Here is a 20,971-nt window from a genome sequence, read left to right as displayed (position 1 = left end):
GCCGCGTTCTATTGCACCTGCCCGCCGGGGGGATATGAGCCGCCGTGCTCTGCCGCACCGAAGGTTGGGCTGGAAGGAATAGCTGCATTGTCGCGGCAGACCGCTTCATGCAGGAGCATTCTCAGCTGATATCGGGGTGTCGCTATCCTCCGGTCCCGCCGACACCGCTCCGGACATGCTATCGGGTGGGCTTTCTACACCACTCCGCCGATCGAAGCCCGAGTTAGGCCGATGCTTGACGCATCTCCTTAATGAATGTTAAATCGATTCCTGTAGCGGGTGTTTCCGAGGAAGGGCGGAAACGAATCATGAACCGTGGGACAGGATTCAGACAGTGGAGGCGTTCGGAGTGCCGTCAAGCGACTCAGGGTGGACCACCGTTTCCAGACCCGGCCAGCAACTGATCATTGCGGAAGGAACCGCCATTTCTCCCGCAGGAGTGGCCCAGGCGGAAGCCTGCGGTGCCCGAGCAACAGAAAAGCACTCCATCAACAAAGCAAGGTGACGGAAATGAACACCTCAGACGAGATCCACGCACAGCCTCGTCCAACGCTCGAGCTTCGCGGCTCGGACGATCCCCGCGTGGTCGAGGAGCAACGCCAGGCAGAGTACACGAACCACGTCGTCCCACCGACCGCTCGCCTCAATAAGTGGGCCGTCTTCAGCGGATGGTCATCGATCGCCAGTGCCTTGGCGTTCGTCTACTACGGAGCCCTCTCGGCAAGCCTTGTCGGCGTGCAGCAGGCCATCATCGGAATAGTCTTGACGGTTGTCGTGTACTCAGTACTTGGCGCCAAGAGTGCTAGGGAAGCCATCAAGTGGGGGCTGAACTCCACGTTACTCTCCCGCGATCTCTTCGGTTTCCGCGGGGCCGCTCTGGCCCCGTTCCTGATTGCCACGGCAGCCATCTACTACGCGGTCTTCGAAAGTAGCGTGCTCGCTGTCGCTTTGCAGTCGTTCTTCCAGGTGTGGGACATCCGCGTGTGGTACGCCATCGTCATCGCAGGGATGTGGCCCTTGATGCTCGGAGGCATGCAGACATGGTTGAGCAAGCTCAATGGCATCTCGCTGCCCATCTACTTCTTTGGACTCATCATCGCGGTCATTGCAGCCGGCGTACGGTTCGGCTGGGAAGGTGACTGGTCTGCATTCGAGCCCGCTGAGCCGACCACGGCGGTTCCGGGATGGCTGACCGTGTTCGTCCTCTACATGGGTGTCTGGCTCCTCTTCCCCGACACCCAGGACGCGGCCCGCTTCGGCCGCAAGGAAGACACGAAGTTCCACCGTTTCGTCAGCTTCGGCTGGGTTTTCTACTGCATCGCCTTCCTCTTCAACGGACTCGTAGGCATTTTCATCGTCGCTCTGGCCGCGCCCGACGCCAGCTCCGAATCCGGGGTCGTCCAGGGGATCATCACCTCCATCGGCGCTGTCGGGCTGATTGTCATCATTGTCAGCCAGGTGCGCATCAACTCCGCGAACTTCTACTTCGCCAGCGTGAACCTGGAACGATTCGTCGCACACTTCAGCCGACGGAACCTCTCCCGCCGAGCCTGGGTCATCGTTCTGCTGGCAGTGGTCTTCGGCCTCATGTTCACCAACGTGTTCAGCTATATTGCTCTGGCCCTGGCCTGGCAGGCAGTTCTGCTCGTTTCCTGGGTCGGCATCATGATTACCCACTGGATCATCGACAGGGACGCAGAACCGGAGTTCAGGCCAGCACGTCTGCGGGCCGTGGCCCCAGGCTTTGTGGTCTGGGTAGTGTCGTCAGCCGTGGGAATCGTCCTTCTCCAGCTGCCAACTCAGCTTCCCACCTTGTCAGCGCTCGCCCCGATTGTCTCGCTGGCAATCTCGATGCTGCTCTACTGGATCATCCGTGCTGCAGGACTCAGTGCGCGTAAGGCTCGGCAGCCGGATCTCGTCCGCTCCGAAGTTCAGGATCTTTGGAATGTGCGGGTCAAATGCGATGTCTGCGACCTGAGCTATGTTGCCTTCGAGGCCAACACAGCCCGAGAGGGGAGCCGGGTCCTCTGCCTCGACTGCCAGTCTCGGGACGACTAGACCAGAAGGAGCCGGGGGTCCCGAAAGTGAACTGTGGAGGGCGCCCCGGCTGAGCTCAACAAACCCGAGGGCCGTGGCCGTGGCTCGCGCGACCCGCGGGGCGTCCACCGGCATCACGTGCCTGCCCTACGGGCCTTTTGCGGCCTCGGTTTATCCGGAAGTCCCATCCTGTTCATCGAGGCTCTGCTCGAACAAGGCGCGAGTGACCTATCGAGCGCCGCGAGTAACTCGGGGTGGACCGCTGAGGGGCTGAACATCCTGCTGGCGGCCGCCGGATCGCCAAGATGACATCCTCCTATGTGGAGAGCTGCCCCGCTTCTGCAGGTCGAGACTGCACCGGGCGGGAGCGAGGAGCCGGCATGCCACTCCGCGCGACGGAACCATTGACGCGCCCGAAGTGGAGGCCTCAGGTGGACCCAACACCGCAAGCTGTTTAGCGCGATGCGGCCGGACTAGAGATCCCTCCGACCCCATATTGCGGACCGCCTGGGGAGCCCGCCCGCAGGCTCCGTACCCCGAAGCCAGTGTCGCCAGGCCACTAGGGCGTGGTGCAGTTCACAGCAAGCCCTTGACCTTTCCCCTTCCTTAACGTTAACTAAAGAGAATCAACAAGCTGCACAGAGTGAGGAGATCCCTGATGCCTAACATCACTTACCACCACCCCAACGGCACCGTCGACACCGTCGAGGTCGCCGAGAACGTCTCCGTTATGCGCGCCGCACTCACCAACAGCGTCGATGGCATCATCGGCGAGTGTGGGGGACAAGCCATGTGCGCCACATGTCACGTCTACGTGCGCGGCGAGGTCGAGTTGCCCGAAGTCTCAGATGACGAGGACGAGATGCTCGACTGCACGGCCGAAGACCGCCTCGAAAGCTCCCGTCTAAGCTGCCAGCTCTTGGCCGGCCGTGACTTCGATGCTCTCGAGGTCAACATCCCCGAGAGCCAGAGCTGATTGGGGTGTGACATGACCGTTGTCATTATCGGCGCCGGACACTCCGGCGTGCAGGCTGCCGAATCACTCCGCATGGAGGGATTCACCGACCCCATCGTCCTGCTGGACAAGGCCGAGCACCTGCCCTACCAGCGCCCGCCGCTGTCGAAGGACTACATGAAGCAGGGCGGCGATCCGACGCCCATGCCACTGCGTGGTGCCGCCTTCTACAGCGAGCATGACATCGATCTGCGGACGGGAGTGGAAGTCATGAGCATCGACAGTGCAGCTGGTCTAGTGCACGTAAAAGACGGTGAACCCATTCCCTACGACGATCTCATCATCGCTGTGGGCGCCGAAGCACGTCGCGCATCATGCGCTGGAACCGAGCTGGAAGGCATCAGATACCTGCGCACCGTCGAGGACGCAGAAGCCCTGCGGGCGCAGCTCGACTACGGCCACGGCCGGGTGCTGGTGGTCGGGGCCGGATTCATCGGCCTTGAATTCGCGGCTGTCGCCGCAGAACGCGGGCTCGATGTCACGGTCATCGACTTCGCCCAGCGACCCATGCAGAGGGTGCTGTCACCGTCCATGTCGGATCACTTCACACAGGTGCACGCCAGCCTGGGAGTGAAGCTGCACTTCGACGAGGGACTCGATCACTTCATCGGGGAAAAAAACCACGTCACCGCCGTGGTAGGCACCTCGGGGGCCACCTACACGTGCGACTTCGCGGTGGTCGGCCTTGGCGTAGTGACCGACCACGTCCTCGCTTCGACGGCGAATATAACCTGCAATAGCGGCATTCTCGTGGATGAGTACCTGCGCACGAACGTGCCGCATGTATACGCCATCGGCGACGTGGCCGTCTTCCCCTCACGCCACTTCGGCGGGAACCTGCGGCTCGAGTCAGTGCAGAACGCAACCGATATGGCAAAGGCCGTCGCAAAAACTATCACGGCCGATCCCAGCCGTTACGACATCGCCCCCTGGTTCTGGTCCAGCCAGGGCCCTGCCAAGCTCCAGATCGCCGGACTGGCCAATCCAGGCGATGTGGTGATCGAACGTGGTAACCGTTCGGCGGGTAAGTTCAGTCAGTTCCTCTTTCGCGATGGGCAACTCGTCGCTGTCGAATCGGTCAACGCGCCGGCAGACCACGTCGCAGCCCGCAAGCTCCTCGAGCACGACACCGGCATCACGATGGATCAGGCCCGCGACTCAGGCTTCAACCTGAAGGCCTACGCGCGAAGCCTGCCGGTTGCGTGAGGACCGCTGCCTGACCGTACCAGCCCACCGGCGATCACGGGAACCTGTGGATACCGACGTCCATTCAAGGGCCATCGACGGATCCTGACCCGGCGTGAATCCGGCCTGCAGCGGCTACATCGTCCAGCTGCCGCTGCTCGCGCGCATCAACCTGCCAGAGACACCGGCGGGCTTCATTCGATGAAACCCGGCTGGACGCCTTGGTCTCCGGGGAACTTGGTTCACTGCTGTGCAACTCCAAGGGGCGAATGTGAAGGCGGAAACGACCGGCGGCAGCGATATCATCATCGCTGCCGCCGGCTCGCGCGCATGGGAACCAAGGACGACGTCAAGAAAGCGGCCCATCGTCCCGGACCGGCACCAGTCCTGTCCACAACGACAGACGTCCCTGGCCAGCATGCAACGTGAATCGCGGAAGATCACCGCCTCGGACGCCCGGCTTCCCAAGTCTCCACGACCACTACACCAATCAACCTGCTGGACACCATCGGACCGATCGCCAAAAAGGGCACGGGAAGCAGCACCGGTCTTGCTGATGAAGCGGCGCCGGGATTAGCCCGCCCCAGCGGCCGTCGTGGCTCTAAGCAATGACCCAAGAAGAAGCGCGGATGCCCGGTATAAATCAGGTCCGACCAGACCGTTTACAAGGGCCTTTAATGAATGGAAAATAAACTCACCTCAACAGGTGCGACTTGGGGTTCGTGCAGCATCTGATCAGGTTCTCCAAGCGCAGATTGGTCCCTCTTTATCCATCATTCAATCTGTCTCGCTAACGGAAGGTTCGTCGGACTGACTTCGGCGAGGCAGCGTATGGGTTCTCCACATCCTGATGGGAGTGTGCCTTGATCACACCAACTAACGAACAGCCGGGCCTTGATTCCAACAATGCCTTGTCCTCATCCGCCAGCAGCAAGCTGACCGGGGGGATGGGCGGCCTGTCACTGGCGCTGACCGTGCTGGCCTTCTCGGCCCCACTCGCCGTGGTCACGGGCTTTATTCCATTCACGATACTTTTCGGTGGTGAGGGTGCGCCCTTTGGCTTTGTGCTGGCCACCGCGGTGCTGCTGCTGTTCAGCATCGGTTATGTGACGATGACCAAGTACGTTCCCAAGCCCGGCGCGTTCTATGCGTTCATCAGCTTGGGATTGGGAAAGGTCACCGGACTGGGCTCTGCCTTCCTGGCCGTGCTGTCCTACCTGCTCGTGCTCACCGGCACCTATGCATTCTTCGGAATCAGCGTGGCCGCCCTGATGGCGAGCATCGGTGGCCCGAGCACGCCATGGTGGGCCTGGACGATCCTCATCGTGATTGCTACAGGAGTCCTCGGCTACTTTAATATCGAGCTATCGGCCAAGGTCCTTGGCGTTGCGATGGTGCTCGAGGTGGCACTCATTATGGTGTTCAACATTTTCGTCCTGGCCAAGGGCGGCGCTGACGGGCTCTCCATCACCCCGCTTCTACCCACCGAATTTGCCAAGGGCGACATCGGCGTGACATTGCTCTTCTCGATCCTCGTCTTCTTGGGATTCGAAGCCACAGCGCTGTTCCGCGATGAAGTTCGCAACCCCGCTCGAGTAATCCCGCGGGCCACCTACGGTGCCGTACTCTTCGTGGGGGTGCTATACACGCTCTCGGCCTACGCCCTGGTCACGGCCTACGGTTCAGAGGCAGTCACGTCTGCCGGTGAAGCCCCCACGGAAATGTTCCCCAGGGCCGTGGCTCAGTTCGTTGTTCCGTGGTTCGTGCAGATCGCCTACATCCTCGTTTCCACCTCAATCTTCGCCGCGTGCCTGTCCATTCATAACGTCGTAGCGCGGTACGTCTACAACCTCGGTCATGACCGCGCCCTGCCCTACTTCCTGGCGCGAGTTCACGCTAAGCATCACTCGCCGATCTGGGCATCTGTCACCATGTCCGCGGTCGCCTTGCTGATCATCGTGCTCATGGCCGTGATGCGCGTTGAGGAAGGCACGTTGTACGCCCAGATGGTGGGCCTGGGCTCAGTTGGTGTTCTCACCCTCATGGCCCTGGCCTCTGTCGCGGTGGTGGGTTGGTTCGCCATGCGGCGCGGCGAGGTTCGTGCGCACCCTTTCAAGACCTATGTCGCACCCGCAATCGCTGCACTGTCGTTGCTGGTTGTGACAGTCTTCGCCTGCCTCCACTTCGAGTTGGTCATCGGCGGCGAACCGGGGCAGTACACCTGGTTGCTGCTGCCTCTCCCCATCGTTTTTGCCATCGGCGTCGGCATCGCCATCCGATTCCGTCGGTCAAAGCCCGCTCTCTTTGAGCGGTTGGGTCGTGCCGATGGCCCCCAGCTCGACACCACGACTGCTGCCGACGTAGAAGCCAGCAAGCTCGGATCTTCGTCCGACGGTCCCTGACTGACTGAACCCCCGGAGTCGCCCAGTTACCTATGGGATGTGAGGGAGCCAGATGAGGACTTCCCGTTACCGTGTCCTCGAGCCGTCGAAAAAGATTTTTCCTCTGGCTCCTCACGCCATGGAACGTAGGTTGACTTCCGGGGGCTTGCTGCCGGCCAACGTCTCGACCATGAACGCGAACCCAGAGTTCTCACACACGGTCCAGGCCAGACGAGTGAAGAACAACAGGCTCGCCGCCGCCGGCTACGTCTGGAGGTTCTCCGCCCTAGCAGCGCAACCGGAGCCGCAACCACTACGATCGGCGAAAAGGCTCGGGCGACAGACACACGGCAGCCCAGCGCAACCTTTTCAACCGCCTGCTCTGCTGCCTCTATTACTACCTACAAACCGGCTCCAGTTACGGCCTTCCCCGACATAGTTGCGATGGCCGCCGCTGCTTGACTAAGCCCATCAGATGTCTTCTCGTAAGCCCTGAATAGGCAAGCATCAGGGTTGCTGGTCTGTCGGCCCCGGTATGATGTCTGCCCCAGTCGTTCATGATCCGGGGTTGTTATCCCCGAGGTCCGATAGGCGACAGAGGATCGCTAATGGTGAAAAGACCAGCAGCGGCTTTGACCGTGGCAGGTCGGCTGTAACATGAATTCCGCACTCTGCTGCCACAGGCCACTGCCAGTACTCGTACGGGGGATGGTCTCCGCACGCGACGGTATCCGCCTAGCGACCGACGTCTCGCTTAATTCTTGAGACAGCTGAGGCTGTACCGGCGCCTTTTCGTCCCACTGACCTACCGCAAAGACATCCTCCCGGACGGCAAGTGCGAGCATCCCACGATGCCGAACCTTTTCGACCTGCTGCGGGCTGCGCCGTCATCCATCAGGACTGCCGCGATCGATGCGACCGTCTTCTCAACGACCTCCTCCCTCGGCGCGCATGCGGCTCGAGATCTACAAAGCAACTTTCCCCGCTACGACGCCACGACCATTTCCGGCGAAGAGTCCCCCCATGCACTACCACGACGCAACTGCGGAAAATGACGTGCTCTCTGGGTCAGACCATTCGGGCTGCCTCGTCCTGACGACCATCAAACGGACGCACGCACCGTACGCCTAACGAGTTGGAGGAAGTTAGCACAACCGTCGCGACTGTTTCGCCGGCCCCAGCGGGTACCCAGCTGGCAGCCCGGCGGTTCAAAGTCATAGGATTTCGAATCGTTCCTGCGTCCGGCCCCATCAGCCCAGGATGAACCCCTTCTGGACAATCAGACCACTGACTCACCGGGGGGGGGCGGGGCTGACTCCGACAGGGCAGGAGAAGAACGCAGCGACCGCACCGATGTTTCCGCCCGCAGTGCCGTTACCACGCCGCCATCTACGGTCGGCGCCCATGGTTTCGCCCCTGAAGGAAGCGAAGGCAGGGGAGGCCCCCCGGGCAGGCCTGCTCCCCGAACCGGAAACCATTTAGGTTCAGGGGAGCAGGCTTTGTTGGCAACGCCTCAGGACGATCATTCAGTGGACGCACAAAGAAGGGCAACTTACACCGGCTGGTTCTCCGGGTCGCTCTCCGGGTCGCTGCGCACTGGCAAACTCGCGCCGTCCGTGCGACCAAGCCGCTCATAGTGCTCCGGCTTGGATCGACGGAAGTAAAGGGCGAGGCTGACGCCGACGAGGAACACCAGTGCGAGTGGAATGAGAAGCCAGTTGTATTGCCCGGGATCGCCACCGACCAGGAGGTGCAGCTTTATGCAAGCGAACACGACAACAGAGACCAGCGTGGTTGCCGCGATCGCCGGAGCTACATACGTCTTTAAGGCATTTTCCTGAACGCTCGAGCGGCGGGCGAAGAACCACGCTATGACAGAGACCGACACGACCGCCATCAGGGACAAAACGCCCACTGATCCAATACCGATCAACTGCGCGTACAGCAGCATCTCGTCCAGGGGCAGGACGGCCATCAAGACCAGAATCAGGCCAGTCAACGCTGCCAGCGCATTGGATGACCGATGCGGGGAACGATGCTTCTCATGCACTTTCGCCAGTGGGTGAGGCAATGCGCGGTCGTAGGCCAGGTTGTAGATATAACGCGCGATCACGTTGTGGATCGACAGCGAAGCAGCAACGACGGATGTAGAGATCAACACAAAGGCGATCGGCACCAAGAACGAGGCGACGTACTGAGAAATCGACAGCGGGAACATTTCAGTGGGAGTCTCCGTGGCTACGGCCGCGGCCTTGGAGCCGAACGCGGTCACAAGGGCGTAAGCCGAGATCGTGTAGAGCAGCCCCACAAAAATCACAGCACCAAACGTTGCACGGGGGATCACCTTGCCTGGGTTGCGAACCTCCTCACGGAATAGCGCCGTGGCCTCGAACCCCATGAACACCAGAATCGCGAAAAGCATCGTAACGCCGAAATCACCCTCTAGGAACTTCGTTACCGCGAACGGCTCCGCTGACAGCCCCTCAGCTCCCCCCTTGGCGAGCACAACGACGTTGACGATCATAACCAGCGTGACCTCAAGGGCCATCACGATTGTCAGCACTTTGGCCGAGAGTTCGATATTGAAGTAGCCCAGGATGCTCACCCCTGCCCATCCCACCAACGCCCAAACCCACCACGCCGTTGCTGGGCCGCCCAGGCTCTCCACCAGGGCGGCCACTGTGATTCCGAACCAAGCGTAGTTTCCGGTGTAGACGAGCAGGTAGGAGATCACGGCCAGGAAGGCAGAGCCCAGCCCGGTGATCTTTCCCAATCCCATGCTGATGAATGCGTAGAACGCGCCGGGCTTTGGGACGTGCTTGGTCATCGTCACGTACCCAACGCTGAACAGCAGCAGCACTGCGGTGGCGAGTAGAAAACCGAAAGGTGCGCCCTCACCACCGAAGAGGATCGTGAGTGGAATAAAGCCGCTAACCACCGACAGTGGGGCCGAGAAGGCCAGTACCGTCAGCGCCAATGACAAGCCGCCCATGCGGCCCGTGAGCTTGGTGTTGTACCCGTCGTTTGATTTTGCGGTCTCAAGCGACGACTGCTCCCTGTTATTCGATGTCGTCATCAGGGACTCCGTTCTCTGGAGGGGAATGGGCCGGCGATATCGCTGCGTTGCTCGGACCACGATGACCTCCTGGCTTGTGACTCGGAAATAAACGAGGAACAAGCGGTTGAGGGCCCTCGGGATCGGGTCGCCGCGAAGTAGCGGCACCTGTGATTGGGCTCACAGGTATTGTTTAATGTATATTCAATCAATGTTTGCGTCAACGGCGAGCCGCCATGTTCTGCGGACGTCCGGCGGTATGACAAGCTCCCAGGAAACCGATCCTTGAATGATCATTCAATTAGAGATACTCTCCTTGCATCCGTTGCCACCGCTCGCCTTCGTCTCAAGATCGCCTTACCGGCGCAGAGAAGTCGCCGGCGAGCACACACATGTAAATCCGCGAAAGGTAGTCAGCCATGCCGTTGCCAGTGGGGCTCGAGCCCAATCCGACCACCGAGCGCTTCGCCGACCGTGTCTTGGAGTGGGAGGAATCGTTCGGCAGGCCCTTTGCCACCCACTACGGTGATCCAGCCAAGGAGTACAAGGCACTGCGTGAAGCGGTCGTAGCACTGGAGTACTCGACGATCCGCAAATGGTTTGTGGAAGGACCGGATGCTGTCGCGGCGGTCGACAAGGTCTTCTCCAGAGATGTCCGCGCCTTGCCCCCTGGCCGGGTGGTGTATGGAGTTTTCACGGACGCCGAGGGGTTCATGATTGAAGACGTCACCGTCTTGAAGCTGTCCCCGGAAGCCGTCCTAGTGCTCGGTGGTGAGCAGCTGACGCAGCGGCAGCTCGAGCAGGCGGCACCCGAAGGAACGACGGTCACCGATCGTCGCCCCGAGTATGCTGCCGTCTCGCTGCAGGGCCCCTCCAGCCGCACCCTCCTGGCGCGGCTTACATCAGCCGATATTTCGAATGAGGCACTGCCCTACTACGGAGCGCTTATAGACGTACAAGTGACCGACGCGCCCGCCATGATCCTCCGACTCGGATTTACGGCCGAGCTCGGCTATGAAGTCATGGTTCCCGTCGAGCATTCTGACACTTTGTGGGATGCAATCCTGGCCCAGCAGGACCTAGGAATTGAACTCATGGGGCTGGAAGCGATCCTGGTGGCCCGGACGGAAGCCGGGATGGTCATGAATGAGTATGAATACGACCGGTCTACCACACCGTTCGAATGCGGCCTGGGCTGGACGGTCGACTTTGAGAAGGGACCTTTCCAAGGAAGGGACGCCTTGCTGGCGAAGAAAAACAACGTGCCCGCGAGGCTCGTCAGCCTCGAGACGACGGCGCCGGCCGCTGGACTCGATGGCCGGTCGCTGTTCATTGACGGACAACCCGCCGGGAAAGTCTCGATGGCCGTTGCATCCCCGGTCCTTGGGGGGAAAACCTTGGCTTTGGCCCGTGTCGACACCGCACATGCACGGTTGGGAACCACCGTCCAGATCGACTCGGAACAAGGACCGGCATCGGCGACCATCCGCAAGACCCCCGCCTATGACCCCGAGCGCACGCGCGTTAAGAGCTGAGCGTGCAGCGATACATTCTGCGACTGCGGGCCTCGGATCAACCCGGCATCATCCACACGATGGCCGGCGGCATCACCGCCTGCGGAGGAAACATCCTCGACAGCGCTCAATACTCCGACGAGTACAGCGGCCAGCTCAATGTCCGGGTTGACTTCGATTCCCATGTAGACCGCGAGGCGATCCGCGACGAGCTCATCGACCGTCTCGCACGCTTCGATCCCATTGTGGAGCTTAGGAGGCGCAGCGACCGCCGCCGAGCACTGATCATGGTCTCCAAGCTCGATCACTGCCTGGACGATCTCCTCTACCGATATCGGAGAGGAGAGCTCGCCATCGAGATCCCAATGGTCGTGTCGAACCACGAGGACCTACGCAGCCTCGTTGAGGCAGCCGGTGTGCCGTTCCACTACCTTCCGGTCACCCCAGACACTAAGCCAGTGGCAGAACAAGAACTGTCCAGGTTGGTTAGCAAAAGCGACGCGGACTTCATCGTCTTAGCCCGATACATGCAAATCCTCTCTGACGACTTCTGCACTCGTTTCGCAGGGCGCATCATCAATATCCACCACTCGTTCCTGCCCAGCTTCAAGGGTGCCAAGCCTTACCACCAAGCCCGCCAACGAGGTGTCAAACTCATCGGAGCGACGGCACACTACGTAACCGCAGACCTCGACGAGGGACCAATCATCGAGCAGGATGTGGTGCGCGTCGACCACCGGAGCAATGCCGATGATCTCGTGGTAATCGGCCGTGACGTCGAGCGGAGAGTCCTTTCACGAGCCGTGCAACTCCACGCCGACGACCGCGTCTTCCTCTCAAACCGGCACACAACCGTACTCTCTTGAATTGGATGTCTCGACCGCCCCTGGCGCCGCGCGAACTCTGCCGAATGCACCGGGCGGTCGGGGTGACCCCGCGGAGTCGGGCTCTTCTCTGCGCGCCGAGGTTCTCTTTGGCAGCGGTGACGGACCGGATTGCTTAGGCGGCCGCATACCATGACCCCTCAGGAACATGCCTACCCGAATGCTTCCTGCGGCACCAGTCGTAAGAGGCGCGGGAAACCGGATCTTTTAGGGGCCGCGAATGCCGAGAGAACCAACACACGCGTGAGTCCCTCGGTGCCCTTCTTCGAGGGATGGTTTCCCGGATTTAGGTCCCGGCCCGCCCGGTCACCGGCGCAAACCGGAGGAGACCCATCACCCTGCTGAGGCCAAGTCCTTGCCAATGATCCGTGCTTCCGCCCGGACGCCGACCGGCGACTCGGACGTCAAGACGTGGTGAAGAGGGGTACCTCTCCAAGTTCTTCGAACCAGGCAAGGATCTCGGCACGCGAGCTGCGCCAGCACGATCCTCGCTGCACCGGTGCTGGCAACGACCTCAAGATCTGCTGCCATGCTCTCCCACCCACGAAGCCGAAGTTATCCCCCGTTTACCGAGCCCGGCCAACGTTTGACCGCCCGGCATGTTGGGGACCTTCCAGGAAACGGGCTGCGGGGCTCAAGCGGGAACACGGGCCGGACAGGGCGTCGGAAGGTATGAACCCTGCCTAGTCCTGACCTGCGTAGGTCAGTTCCCCACCTGGGCCACTGAGTCCGCAGCCAAGGGGATCATGGGTTCAGGGAGGGTTTCCATGACGTAGAGATTGGCTGTCAGTCCGCCGTCCACGACGAGATTGGAGCCGGTAATTGCGGAGGCGTCGTCGGAAGCCAAGAAAGCGACGGCTGCGGCGATCTCCTCGGGTTCCACCAGCCGGCGGATCGGCACCCGGGTGAAGTCGTGCAACATGTGATCCAGGACGTTGGGCGTGGAGGTCTTGTGCACCATGTCCGTGTTGACGAAACCGGGGGCTACGCAATTGACGCGGACCCCCAGCGGAGACAGCTCCGCGGCCATGGAGCGTGCCATGCTGACGACAGCGGCCTTTGTGGACGTATAAGCCGTGAATGGTCCGTCGGCGCCTAGGGCATCGATCGAAGAGATATGGATGATGGACCCGGCCCCGGAGTCGACCATGCGGCGAGCGGCATTCTGGGACATGAGGAAGGTGCCAAACACATTCGTCCTGTACGTTCGCTCAACGGTCTCGAGATCAAGCTCCAGGAACGGAGGTTCCTCGAATACGGCTGCGTTGTTTACCAAGATGTCGAAGCGACCCCACTTCTCGATCACCGAGTCATAAATCCTCGTTACGTCGACCTGGTCGGTGATGTCAGCGCTGATCGCCATAGCACTGCCACCAGCGCGCTCGATGCTTGCAGCGGCCTCCTCGATGGACTGGCGGGTGCGCCCGACGACGGCGACGTGGGCGCCTTCGGCAGCAAGCCGGTGAGCGATGGATTCACCGATGCCTCGCCCAGATCCGGTGACGATGGCTACCCGGTTTTTCAGGCGGGGAAAAATGGTGCTGTTCATGGTTGAGCGTCCGTTCGTGGTCGGGGCGGGGGAGTGTCGACTGCGCGCCGAGAAGGTGACTGTCTTGGATTTTTTGCGGGAAGTGACCCAACTCGCTGGCGGCACAACGCTCAGCAGGGCCCCCGCGCGAGCCGGCTAGATGGGATTCCGTGCCGCCGTGAGCCAGCCGCCGTCGATCACGACCTCGGTGCCGTGTATAAACGACGAGTCATCACTTGCCAGGTAGACGGCCAGTTTGGCTATGTCGGTTGGTTCGCCCCAACGCTGTGCAGGGGTGCGGGCGATCTCGGTCTCCGTGTCCGGAAGCGTTTCCGACCCGCCTTCCGGCATGGTCAACCCGGTCCTTGTTGCACCGGGACAAATGGCGTTGACGCGGATGCCGTGCCGACCGTAATCGAAGGAAAGTTGACGGGTCAGACCAAGCACCCCATGCTTGGCTGCAGTATAAGGCGTACCCCCACCGGCTGCGCTGAGCGAAGCAATGCTTGCGGTATTGAGGATGACGCCGCCTCCATGCTCGAGCATGCCCGGGATCACTTCACGCGAGACCAAGAATGGACCCGTGAGGTTCACCGCGATCGTCCGATGCCACTCGTCAAGAGGGATCTCGTGCGCCGGGCGGAAACTGTCAATGATGCCGGCGTTATTGCACAGAACATCGATTTTCCCAGCCCAGTCGGTAACCTCAGCGATCGCACGCGCCACCGAAGCAGGATCACTGATGTCGATCTGGATGGCGATCGCGTCGGCGCCGGACGGCAGGTTACCGACCGTCTCCTGGGCTCGTTCAAGGTTGATGTCTAGGGCGCCGACCCGAGCGCCCTTGGCCACGAATTCCTCGACCATCGCGCGCCCCATCCCGGATCCTGCACCGGTAATCACGACGACTTTGTTATCAAGGGACATGTTTTCTCGGCTTCCTGTCCAACGTGTGCGCCAGCGGGATTGACGACGCATTTATACGGAACGGCGGGCAATCTCCGTCGGAGCGCCGGCACCATGTGACTTATGTCATTTTCAAACTCGATCCTAGTTCATTCATTGAATGAGTGTAAAGGGGTCGCGCACGACGAAGGGGCGCGGTCATGCGCCTGCCTTGCAAGAGATGTGACTCTTGACACGCACCACTATTTCATGTTCATTAAGGAAGTATGTATCTCCCTAAACGGCTGCTGGACGAGCGGATGCGCCATGAGCTGACACCGCTTCACCTGCAAAGGTATTCGACGCCAATAGCCACGGCCTCGGCAGAGGCGACGTGGCGATAGCGGGGGCGACGGGGGCCCGATCTCTGGGACCACTCACTGATGCCGCAGATGTCTGCATCGCCGAGACCTTGCGTTCTTGGCATGACCAGAAACAGAGGAAGCCATGGAAAGCACTTCATCTCTAATCAAGACCCCACGTAAGGACCGTGCTGCCTTTCGATTCGGGGGCATCGCACTGAACACCTGTGTGACTCTCCCCCCCGGGGACGGGAAGCTGTCGGCAAATGAGTATTACCCCTGGGACGACCCCGAGTTCGAACGCGACCCGAATCCTTGGTATGCGCGCGCCCAGGCCGAGCGGCCGGTACTGCTTGACGAGACGGGTGCATACGTGGTCGCGCGTTACGCCGATGTCATGGAATTCGGACAGTTGCCGTGTATGTCGGTCGAACCCGGCTGGGATGCGGCTGGACCGTGGTCGGTTGCGAGTTCCACGATCATCGGCAGGGATGCCCCGGATCACACCAGATTGCGGCGCCAGACGACAAAGTGGTTTGCCCCGAAAGCCGTGCGTGAGTGGGTCACAACGACTGCGGTAGTCACAAACGAGATCCTCGACGAGATGCAAGGAAACACCCTCGATGGTTGGCTCGATCTATCGCTCCTGCCAACGCACCGAACTATGTGCCGGGTGCTGCAGGTAGATGATGGCGACGCGAGCGATGTGATGGCCGAAATGGCCCAAACGATGCCTATGCTGGCGGCCCGGCCGCGGCCGGGAACACTCGAAATGGCTGCCGATGGTTTCGACAAGCTCGCCCAGCGCATGGACACGTTCATCAAAGCCCACAGGATCTCACCGTCCGACGGCCTCACCGACGCCTTGCTGGAAGCGCAGCAGGAGGGCAAAATGTCAGCCCAGGAGATGCGCGCCACCGCTCTCATGCTCTACAGCCTCGGGCATATGGACGTCGGCTACCTTGTCGCCGCCGGCCTGCGCATTTTCGCCGAGTTGCCCGAGGTCTATGAGGCCTTCCGAAATCAAGACGGCGCCCGCGATGCCATCATCAACGAGATGGTCCGGTACGACCCGCCTGAGTTGTCTTTCTACCGCACCACGCTGGAGGATGTCACCATCCAGGGTGTGCAGATCCCGGCCGGATCGCGGCTTCGGTACATGATGGGGGCCGCAAACCGTGACCCCGACTTCTTCGAGGATCCGCACCGTTTCGACTTCCGCCGCCCCCAGGACCACAGCAAGAACCTGTCGTTCGGCCTCGGTCCGCACACCTGCGCCGGCCAAGGGTATGCCCGCAGCCAGGCACGTACCATCTTCGAAACGGTGGCCGCACGCTTCAAAACCATCGAGTTGGCTGCGCCATTCGAGATGGACAATACTGACTTTTCACGGCACTTCACCAAGCTTCCGCTGCGCTTGGGGAACTGAAGGCCAAGGCATGCGGGCGATGCAGCCGAGCGAGGGCCTGAAGTGCGGGAAGAGGCGCAAGCAATGCTTGCGCCTGAGTGTTCGGGTCCACCACGATGGGACGGCGGACCGCTACTGACCTCTTGCCGCTGAGATGGGCACTTGCCCCACTTTGCCGGGGAGGGTGAAGAGTGAGGTTATCTGCCGTGATCACGATTGGTGACGGCGGGAGGTTTTAGCGCACTGCCGGCCGCTGGTTCCGCGACGCGGTAGCCGCCTCGCACATCGCCCGGCGGCTGCCAAGGACACCACAGCAAGGCCGCTCCATGGTGACGTCACGCCATCCCAAGACTTCTAGGGAAGGCGTGGCATCTGCGGTCGAGGACTCGATGAATCGGGCGGCAGCACGCCCGATTGTCCCAGCGCCATGGGCCTCCGCTCACGAGGCGCAGCAATTTGCTGGGTTGTTTACGCACGGTCTGTCAGACGCCGGTGTTCATCCAAGAACTTCACCAAAGGCGCCACGGGATCAGCGGCGCCTTGCAGCTCCCGCTGCACGAATTCAAGAAAGGCTTCCTCATGGGCGACGACGCGGCTCGTTACCGCCTGATCGGCCTCATCGCTCATTGCGTGAAGCCGCTTCATGCCTTTCAGAGCGACCTCAGCGAGTGGCTCTATCTTCCGAAAATACCCGGACCATCCCTCACTGATGGATTCGTTTGTGAAGTCCTCTCCGATCTGCCAGGCAGCGTCTCTATCGAACGAGACTCCGTGTCGCTCCAGGACCGGCAGCAGCATGTCACCGGTCTCCCTTTCCACATCGGCGAGAAGACGCGCAGCGTACCGCTGGTAATCGTTTTCTGCCAACGACACGAGCGAGGCGTACATCGCTTCACCGACGACCTCGCCCTCATAGGCTTTACGCAATAAGATCTCCCACGGCGCGTCAGGCTCAGCGCGGACGGTTTCATTCACCTTGTTCACTGATGCATCTCCTTTGTCGCACTGTTTAGACGCCGAACTTATGGGACGGGAAGCGTCCGACGAGAATAGTCGTCGCCGGACAACGGTTGTGAAGCATGCTCATGTTTTTCATTCGATAGGGGAGCGGACTCTAGGGCTCGAGCACCACCTGGCGATACGTACTACCTCGCTGTGTATCCCCCGTCGATGACGTGGTCAGCACCGGTCGTGTAACTAGACTCGTCTGAGGCCAAGTACAGGGCAAGATATGCGACCTCGTCCGGCGACCCGAAGCGTCCGATAGGGGTGTCCGCTACGGGTATGTCGAGGTCCGCGATCATGCGAGTGTTCACCTCGCCGGGGGCAATGGCGTTGACGCGAATGCCAAATGGAGCCAATTCCAGAGCCGCAGCCTTGGTCATGCCCCGGACCGCCCACTTCGAGGCCGTATAGGCAAAGTTGTCTACCATGCCTACCATGGCCGCGCTCGAGGCTATGTTCACGATGGAACCCCGGCCGGCGCGCTTCATGCCGGGGATGACTGCCTGCATACCAAGCAAGACGCCAATTTGGTTCACTTCGATGGTTTTCCTGTAGTCCTCCAGCGAGATGTCGTCGATCCTGTTGAGAAGGAGGATCCCGGCGTTGTTGACGAGTACGGTCACCTCCCCGAAGCGCGAATTGGCGATCGACATCGCGTTTTCCCAGTCTGCGGGGGCCGACACATCGACGCGCACAAAAACTGCCGCTTCGCCAAGCTCATCGGCGAGATGTTTTCCTCGCTTTTCATCCAGATCGGCAATGACAATCTGAGCGCCATGGCGTGCCAGCATTCTCACATGCGCCTCGCCCATGCCCTGGGCTCCCCCGGTGACGATAGCCACCTTGCCCGCCACTCGTCTCTTGTCCATATCGCCCATCGAACCCCTCCACCCTTAGACAGTCTTTATTGAATCTACGTTAACTTTAGACGTGGCGGCCATAAAAGGCGATCCTCCAAGGTGCGCAACGATTGGCCTCAGGGTTCATGAGCAACTGAAGGCGAGAAGAAGCGGGGTTGGCATCATCTCCGCCACCAACGAATCAGCTCTCAAACCCGGTAAACCAGCTCAAAATCCCGAACATGCTCCTCCTCCGAAGTGTATTGGCCATTGTGGTGGGTCAAACTCTTGGTCCCGGCGTGATTGGATCCCGTGCGTCTCTCCCTGAATACGAGCGGCTTATCGACGACTGTTGACGGCTGCCTGTGATCCAATTAACATCAATTAAAGAAGTGCCCGTGGATTGCTGATTTGCCAAACTGGCGCTCAGGGATTGCCGGCCGAGTCGAAGCGTGAAGCAGCGCCACTGCCCCGGCCGCCCTGCCACGCAACTCGTATGACCCTGATGAAAGAGACACCGTGACAACGACACAGCATGTGCCCACCGCACCCCCTGGCGAGAACCTCCTGCCTTGGCGGGACCCGGCATTCGTCAAGGCTCCTTGGCCGTGGTTTGCGCGTGTGCGCGAAGAGTTCCCCCTCCTCCAGCTCGAGGACGGCACGATTGTCGTCACTCGTTACGATGACGTCACCGAGCACCTCAAGAGCGCCTCACTCGTCGCTGTGCCTCCGGAAGGGATCGGAGACAGCCCTTGGGCCAACAACCTCAACTCCGTGTTGCTCGCCGAGGGCGAGCGGCACAGCAGGATACACAAGTCGTTCCGCAAATGGCTGACGCCCAAAGCGGCCAAGGGAATGGGCGACGTAGCCGCCGAGTCAGCACGCACGGCTCTTGACAGGATGGGAGCGGACGGGATCATAAATGCCCACCGGGACCTCGGTGTGCAGCCAGCCCAAGACGCAATGGCCTCGGTGCTCGGAATCCCGCGCGAGGACGGTATGCCCTACATCCTGGCCACCAACCAGACTATGGACGCCCTTGGCTGGGAACCCACGGAAGAGGAAAAGACCCGAGCCTGGGAGGGGTTTGGGTTCATGATGTTCAACGCGGATCGCTTGATCAAGGAGAAGAGAAAGAACCCCGGTGAAGGGCTCATCGACGAGATGATCAGGATCACGGACGAGGGTGGCCTGACCGATCGGGAGCTCAAAGAATCGCTGCAGATTTTGTGGGGGTCCGCCGCGCACAACCCGGGCTACACCATGGCCTCGGCACTGGCCGACATGGCCGCTTATCCAGAGGCATGGAAGGCCTATCGGGAAGACCCTGACACGCGTACCGCAATCATCAACGAGGCGTTCCGGCGTGCCCTGCCAGAGGTGCTTGTCGATCGATACACCACTGAACCCTACGAAATCCGGGGAGTCAGGATTCCTCCCAACACCATGGTTCGGTTCATTCTTGGGGCAGCCGTCCGCGATCCGGAGGTCTTTCGCGATCCCGATGGATTCGACTGGACTCGCCCAGCCTCAGCCAGCATGGCCATCGCTTTCGGAGCGGGCACTCACAGCTGTTGCGGGCAGGCCGTCGCACGGATTGAGATGCGCGCTGTGCTCGATGTCCTCGCCGAGCGGGCCGAGAAAATCGAGATCGTCGGAGAGCCGGACTGGGTCTTTTCCGACCGGCATCGCAACTGCGAGGGACTGACAGTACGGCTTTCCTGAACAGTCGGGGGGCGGCCGTCTTGACATCATGGCGGCCGCCTCTCACTCCTCGGCGCCGTCATCTGCGCCGAGTGCCGCGGCTGTGGCAGGTCCTGCGGCCAAGAACTCGCGATCGGCGGCCTATGGCCCACCCGGAACGCTCGCCTCCCGCCAGAACCACTAAGGCCCGGGCCCGACGGGGCTGGCTCAAACCGGTCCAACCCAACTGCTGACGTGACTGGAAGCAGTACGGCCTTCCAAGCTCAGGATAGTGACCACGCAGTGGGCCTCGAGGGCTCTTCTCCTCGTCCTGACCTCACGCCGGCGGGCAGCCTCAGTACGGAAGCTCGGATCGTCACCGCGATCGTCGGCAAGGACTTCGTCTCCGCAGGAGATGGCCTTCTACTCCGGATCCGCACCGGTGACCGGTAGCTCGGCTACTTCAATCCGCGGCGGCCATCCCTTCGAATAAGAAGAGTGCTACGGCCGGAAACGCGCCGAGGGGAAACGCCGCAAATAAGCGTCGATTGCCTTGGCCGGACGCCGCGGCCCTGCCCACTTCGCCATGCTCCGCGACCGTCAAAACACCCCCGCTTGCAGCAGCTTAATCCTCTGCGGAAGAACATGGGGACACCCTGGGTGGATCCGGGCGACCCCGGAAGCGAAGATGTAGCCCGGAGCGAGGTCCGGGCTACATCTCCACCGAGCGTTCTCGACCAGAAGCCTTAGTTCAGCTGAGGTCACCGAAGAAGGCGTCTACCTCGGGCTGGTTCATGTCGCTGAAGTAGCACTCGACGATCTTATTTTCTTTGAAGCGATAAAAGCCCAGGCGATCCGTCTTGACCGACCGATCGCCCTTGCCCCAGACTTCATGAACCATCATGAGCACACCGTCATCACCGACGAGCAGGATTTCGTCCTCGTCGCCGACTTCCCAGCGATCTACGTAGTCATTCACACGACCGATCCAGTCGTTCACGAAGGCGTCGCGGCCATGGTAGTCACCTGCGAGCGGCCCGTTCCCCCCCATGTGCACAACGACGTCATCGGCAAAAAAAGCGATGCCGGCCTCTTGGTCCCCGCGGCCCCAGGCCTCGTGGTACTGACGCAGTAGCTCCCGTGTAGATTCGGCGCTCATAATATCCTCCAGCGAAGTCGTAGCTTGGGTA

At 60.9% G+C, this 20,971-nt stretch carries 14 protein-coding genes; 8 read left to right on the top strand and 6 right to left on the bottom strand.

What is annotated here, in order from left to right:
* Positions 1-510: 510 nt before the first annotated feature.
* From AC5RUH_RS01265 to AC5RUH_RS01250, 4 genes are all read left to right on the top strand, one after another.
* Positions 511-2,058 (top strand): purine-cytosine permease family protein, encoded by a 1,548-nt coding sequence (locus tag AC5RUH_RS01265; protein WP_494127675.1) that lies wholly within the window; start codon positions 511-513, stop codon positions 2,056-2,058.
* 637 nt (positions 2,059-2,695) lie between these two features.
* Positions 2,696-3,013: a 2Fe-2S iron-sulfur cluster-binding protein gene (locus AC5RUH_RS01260; RefSeq protein WP_494127674.1), complete on the top strand. Its 318-nt coding sequence runs from the start codon at positions 2,696-2,698 to the stop codon at positions 3,011-3,013.
* 12 nt (positions 3,014-3,025) lie between these two features.
* Positions 3,026-4,258 carry an NAD(P)/FAD-dependent oxidoreductase gene (locus tag AC5RUH_RS01255; RefSeq protein WP_494127673.1) on the top strand — a complete coding sequence of 411 codons (1,233 nt, stop codon included), beginning with the start codon at positions 3,026-3,028 and terminating at the stop codon, positions 4,256-4,258.
* An 842-nt stretch (positions 4,259-5,100) separates the two neighbouring features.
* Positions 5,101-6,639, top strand: coding sequence for an APC family permease (locus tag AC5RUH_RS01250; RefSeq protein ID WP_494127672.1), 1,539 nt, complete (start codon positions 5,101-5,103; stop codon positions 6,637-6,639).
* Positions 6,640-8,170: 1,531 nt separating this feature from the next.
* Here the strand turns inward: AC5RUH_RS01250 and AC5RUH_RS01245 are convergent.
* The gene (locus tag AC5RUH_RS01245) at positions 8,171-9,694 is read right to left on the bottom strand and encodes an APC family permease (RefSeq protein WP_494127671.1); all 1,524 of its coding nucleotides are present in this window, start codon (positions 9,692-9,694) and stop codon (positions 8,171-8,173) included.
* Positions 9,695-10,092: 398 nt separating this feature from the next.
* On the opposite strand from AC5RUH_RS01245, the gene AC5RUH_RS01240 reads away from it, so the two are divergent.
* Both AC5RUH_RS01240 and purU read left to right on the top strand, forming a co-directional pair.
* Positions 10,093-11,208, top strand: coding sequence for an aminomethyl transferase family protein (locus AC5RUH_RS01240; protein WP_494024045.1), 1,116 nt, complete (start codon positions 10,093-10,095; stop codon positions 11,206-11,208).
* Positions 11,209-11,210: 2 nt separating this feature from the next.
* Positions 11,211-12,053, top strand: coding sequence for a formyltetrahydrofolate deformylase (gene purU / locus AC5RUH_RS01235; RefSeq protein ID WP_494112243.1), 843 nt, complete (start codon positions 11,211-11,213; stop codon positions 12,051-12,053).
* A gap of 721 nt (positions 12,054-12,774) precedes the next feature.
* On the opposite strand, the gene AC5RUH_RS01230 is transcribed toward purU, so the two are convergent.
* Both AC5RUH_RS01230 and AC5RUH_RS01225 read right to left on the bottom strand, forming a co-directional pair.
* Positions 12,775-13,620 carry an SDR family NAD(P)-dependent oxidoreductase gene (locus AC5RUH_RS01230; protein ID WP_494024047.1) on the bottom strand — a complete coding sequence of 282 codons (846 nt, stop codon included), beginning with the start codon at positions 13,618-13,620 and terminating at the stop codon, positions 12,775-12,777.
* Between the two features lie 135 nt (positions 13,621-13,755).
* Positions 13,756-14,526, bottom strand: a complete 771-nt coding sequence (locus tag AC5RUH_RS01225) for an SDR family NAD(P)-dependent oxidoreductase (RefSeq protein WP_494112244.1) — start codon at positions 14,524-14,526, stop codon at positions 13,756-13,758.
* Positions 14,527-14,991: 465 nt separating this feature from the next.
* On the opposite strand from AC5RUH_RS01225, the gene AC5RUH_RS01220 reads away from it, so the two are divergent.
* Positions 14,992-16,275: a cytochrome P450 gene (locus AC5RUH_RS01220; protein WP_494127670.1), complete on the top strand. Its 1,284-nt coding sequence runs from the start codon at positions 14,992-14,994 to the stop codon at positions 16,273-16,275.
* Positions 16,276-16,722: 447 nt separating this feature from the next.
* On the opposite strand, the gene AC5RUH_RS01215 is transcribed toward AC5RUH_RS01220, so the two are convergent.
* Entirely contained in the window at positions 16,723-17,238 is a 516-nt protein-coding gene (locus tag AC5RUH_RS01215; RefSeq protein WP_494024050.1) for a hypothetical protein, read from the bottom strand.
* A 161-nt stretch (positions 17,239-17,399) separates the two neighbouring features.
* Positions 17,400-18,137 carry a glucose 1-dehydrogenase gene (locus tag AC5RUH_RS01210; RefSeq protein ID WP_494024051.1) on the bottom strand — a complete coding sequence of 246 codons (738 nt, stop codon included), beginning with the start codon at positions 18,135-18,137 and terminating at the stop codon, positions 17,400-17,402.
* Positions 18,138-18,617: 480 nt separating this feature from the next.
* Between AC5RUH_RS01210 and AC5RUH_RS01205 the strand changes: the two genes are divergently transcribed.
* A complete protein-coding gene (locus AC5RUH_RS01205; RefSeq protein WP_494024052.1) occupies positions 18,618-19,823 on the top strand; it encodes a cytochrome P450 in 1,206 nt (401 codons plus the stop codon).
* Positions 19,824-20,532: 709 nt separating this feature from the next.
* Here the strand turns inward: AC5RUH_RS01205 and AC5RUH_RS01200 are convergent.
* Entirely contained in the window at positions 20,533-20,940 is a 408-nt protein-coding gene (locus tag AC5RUH_RS01200; protein ID WP_494024053.1) for a nuclear transport factor 2 family protein, read from the bottom strand.
* Positions 20,941-20,971: the final 31 nt, after the last annotated feature.

It is taken from the genome of Arthrobacter sp. Y3223166 (assembly GCF_059090935.1).
This window is presented reverse-complemented; position numbering and strand designations above follow the sequence as displayed.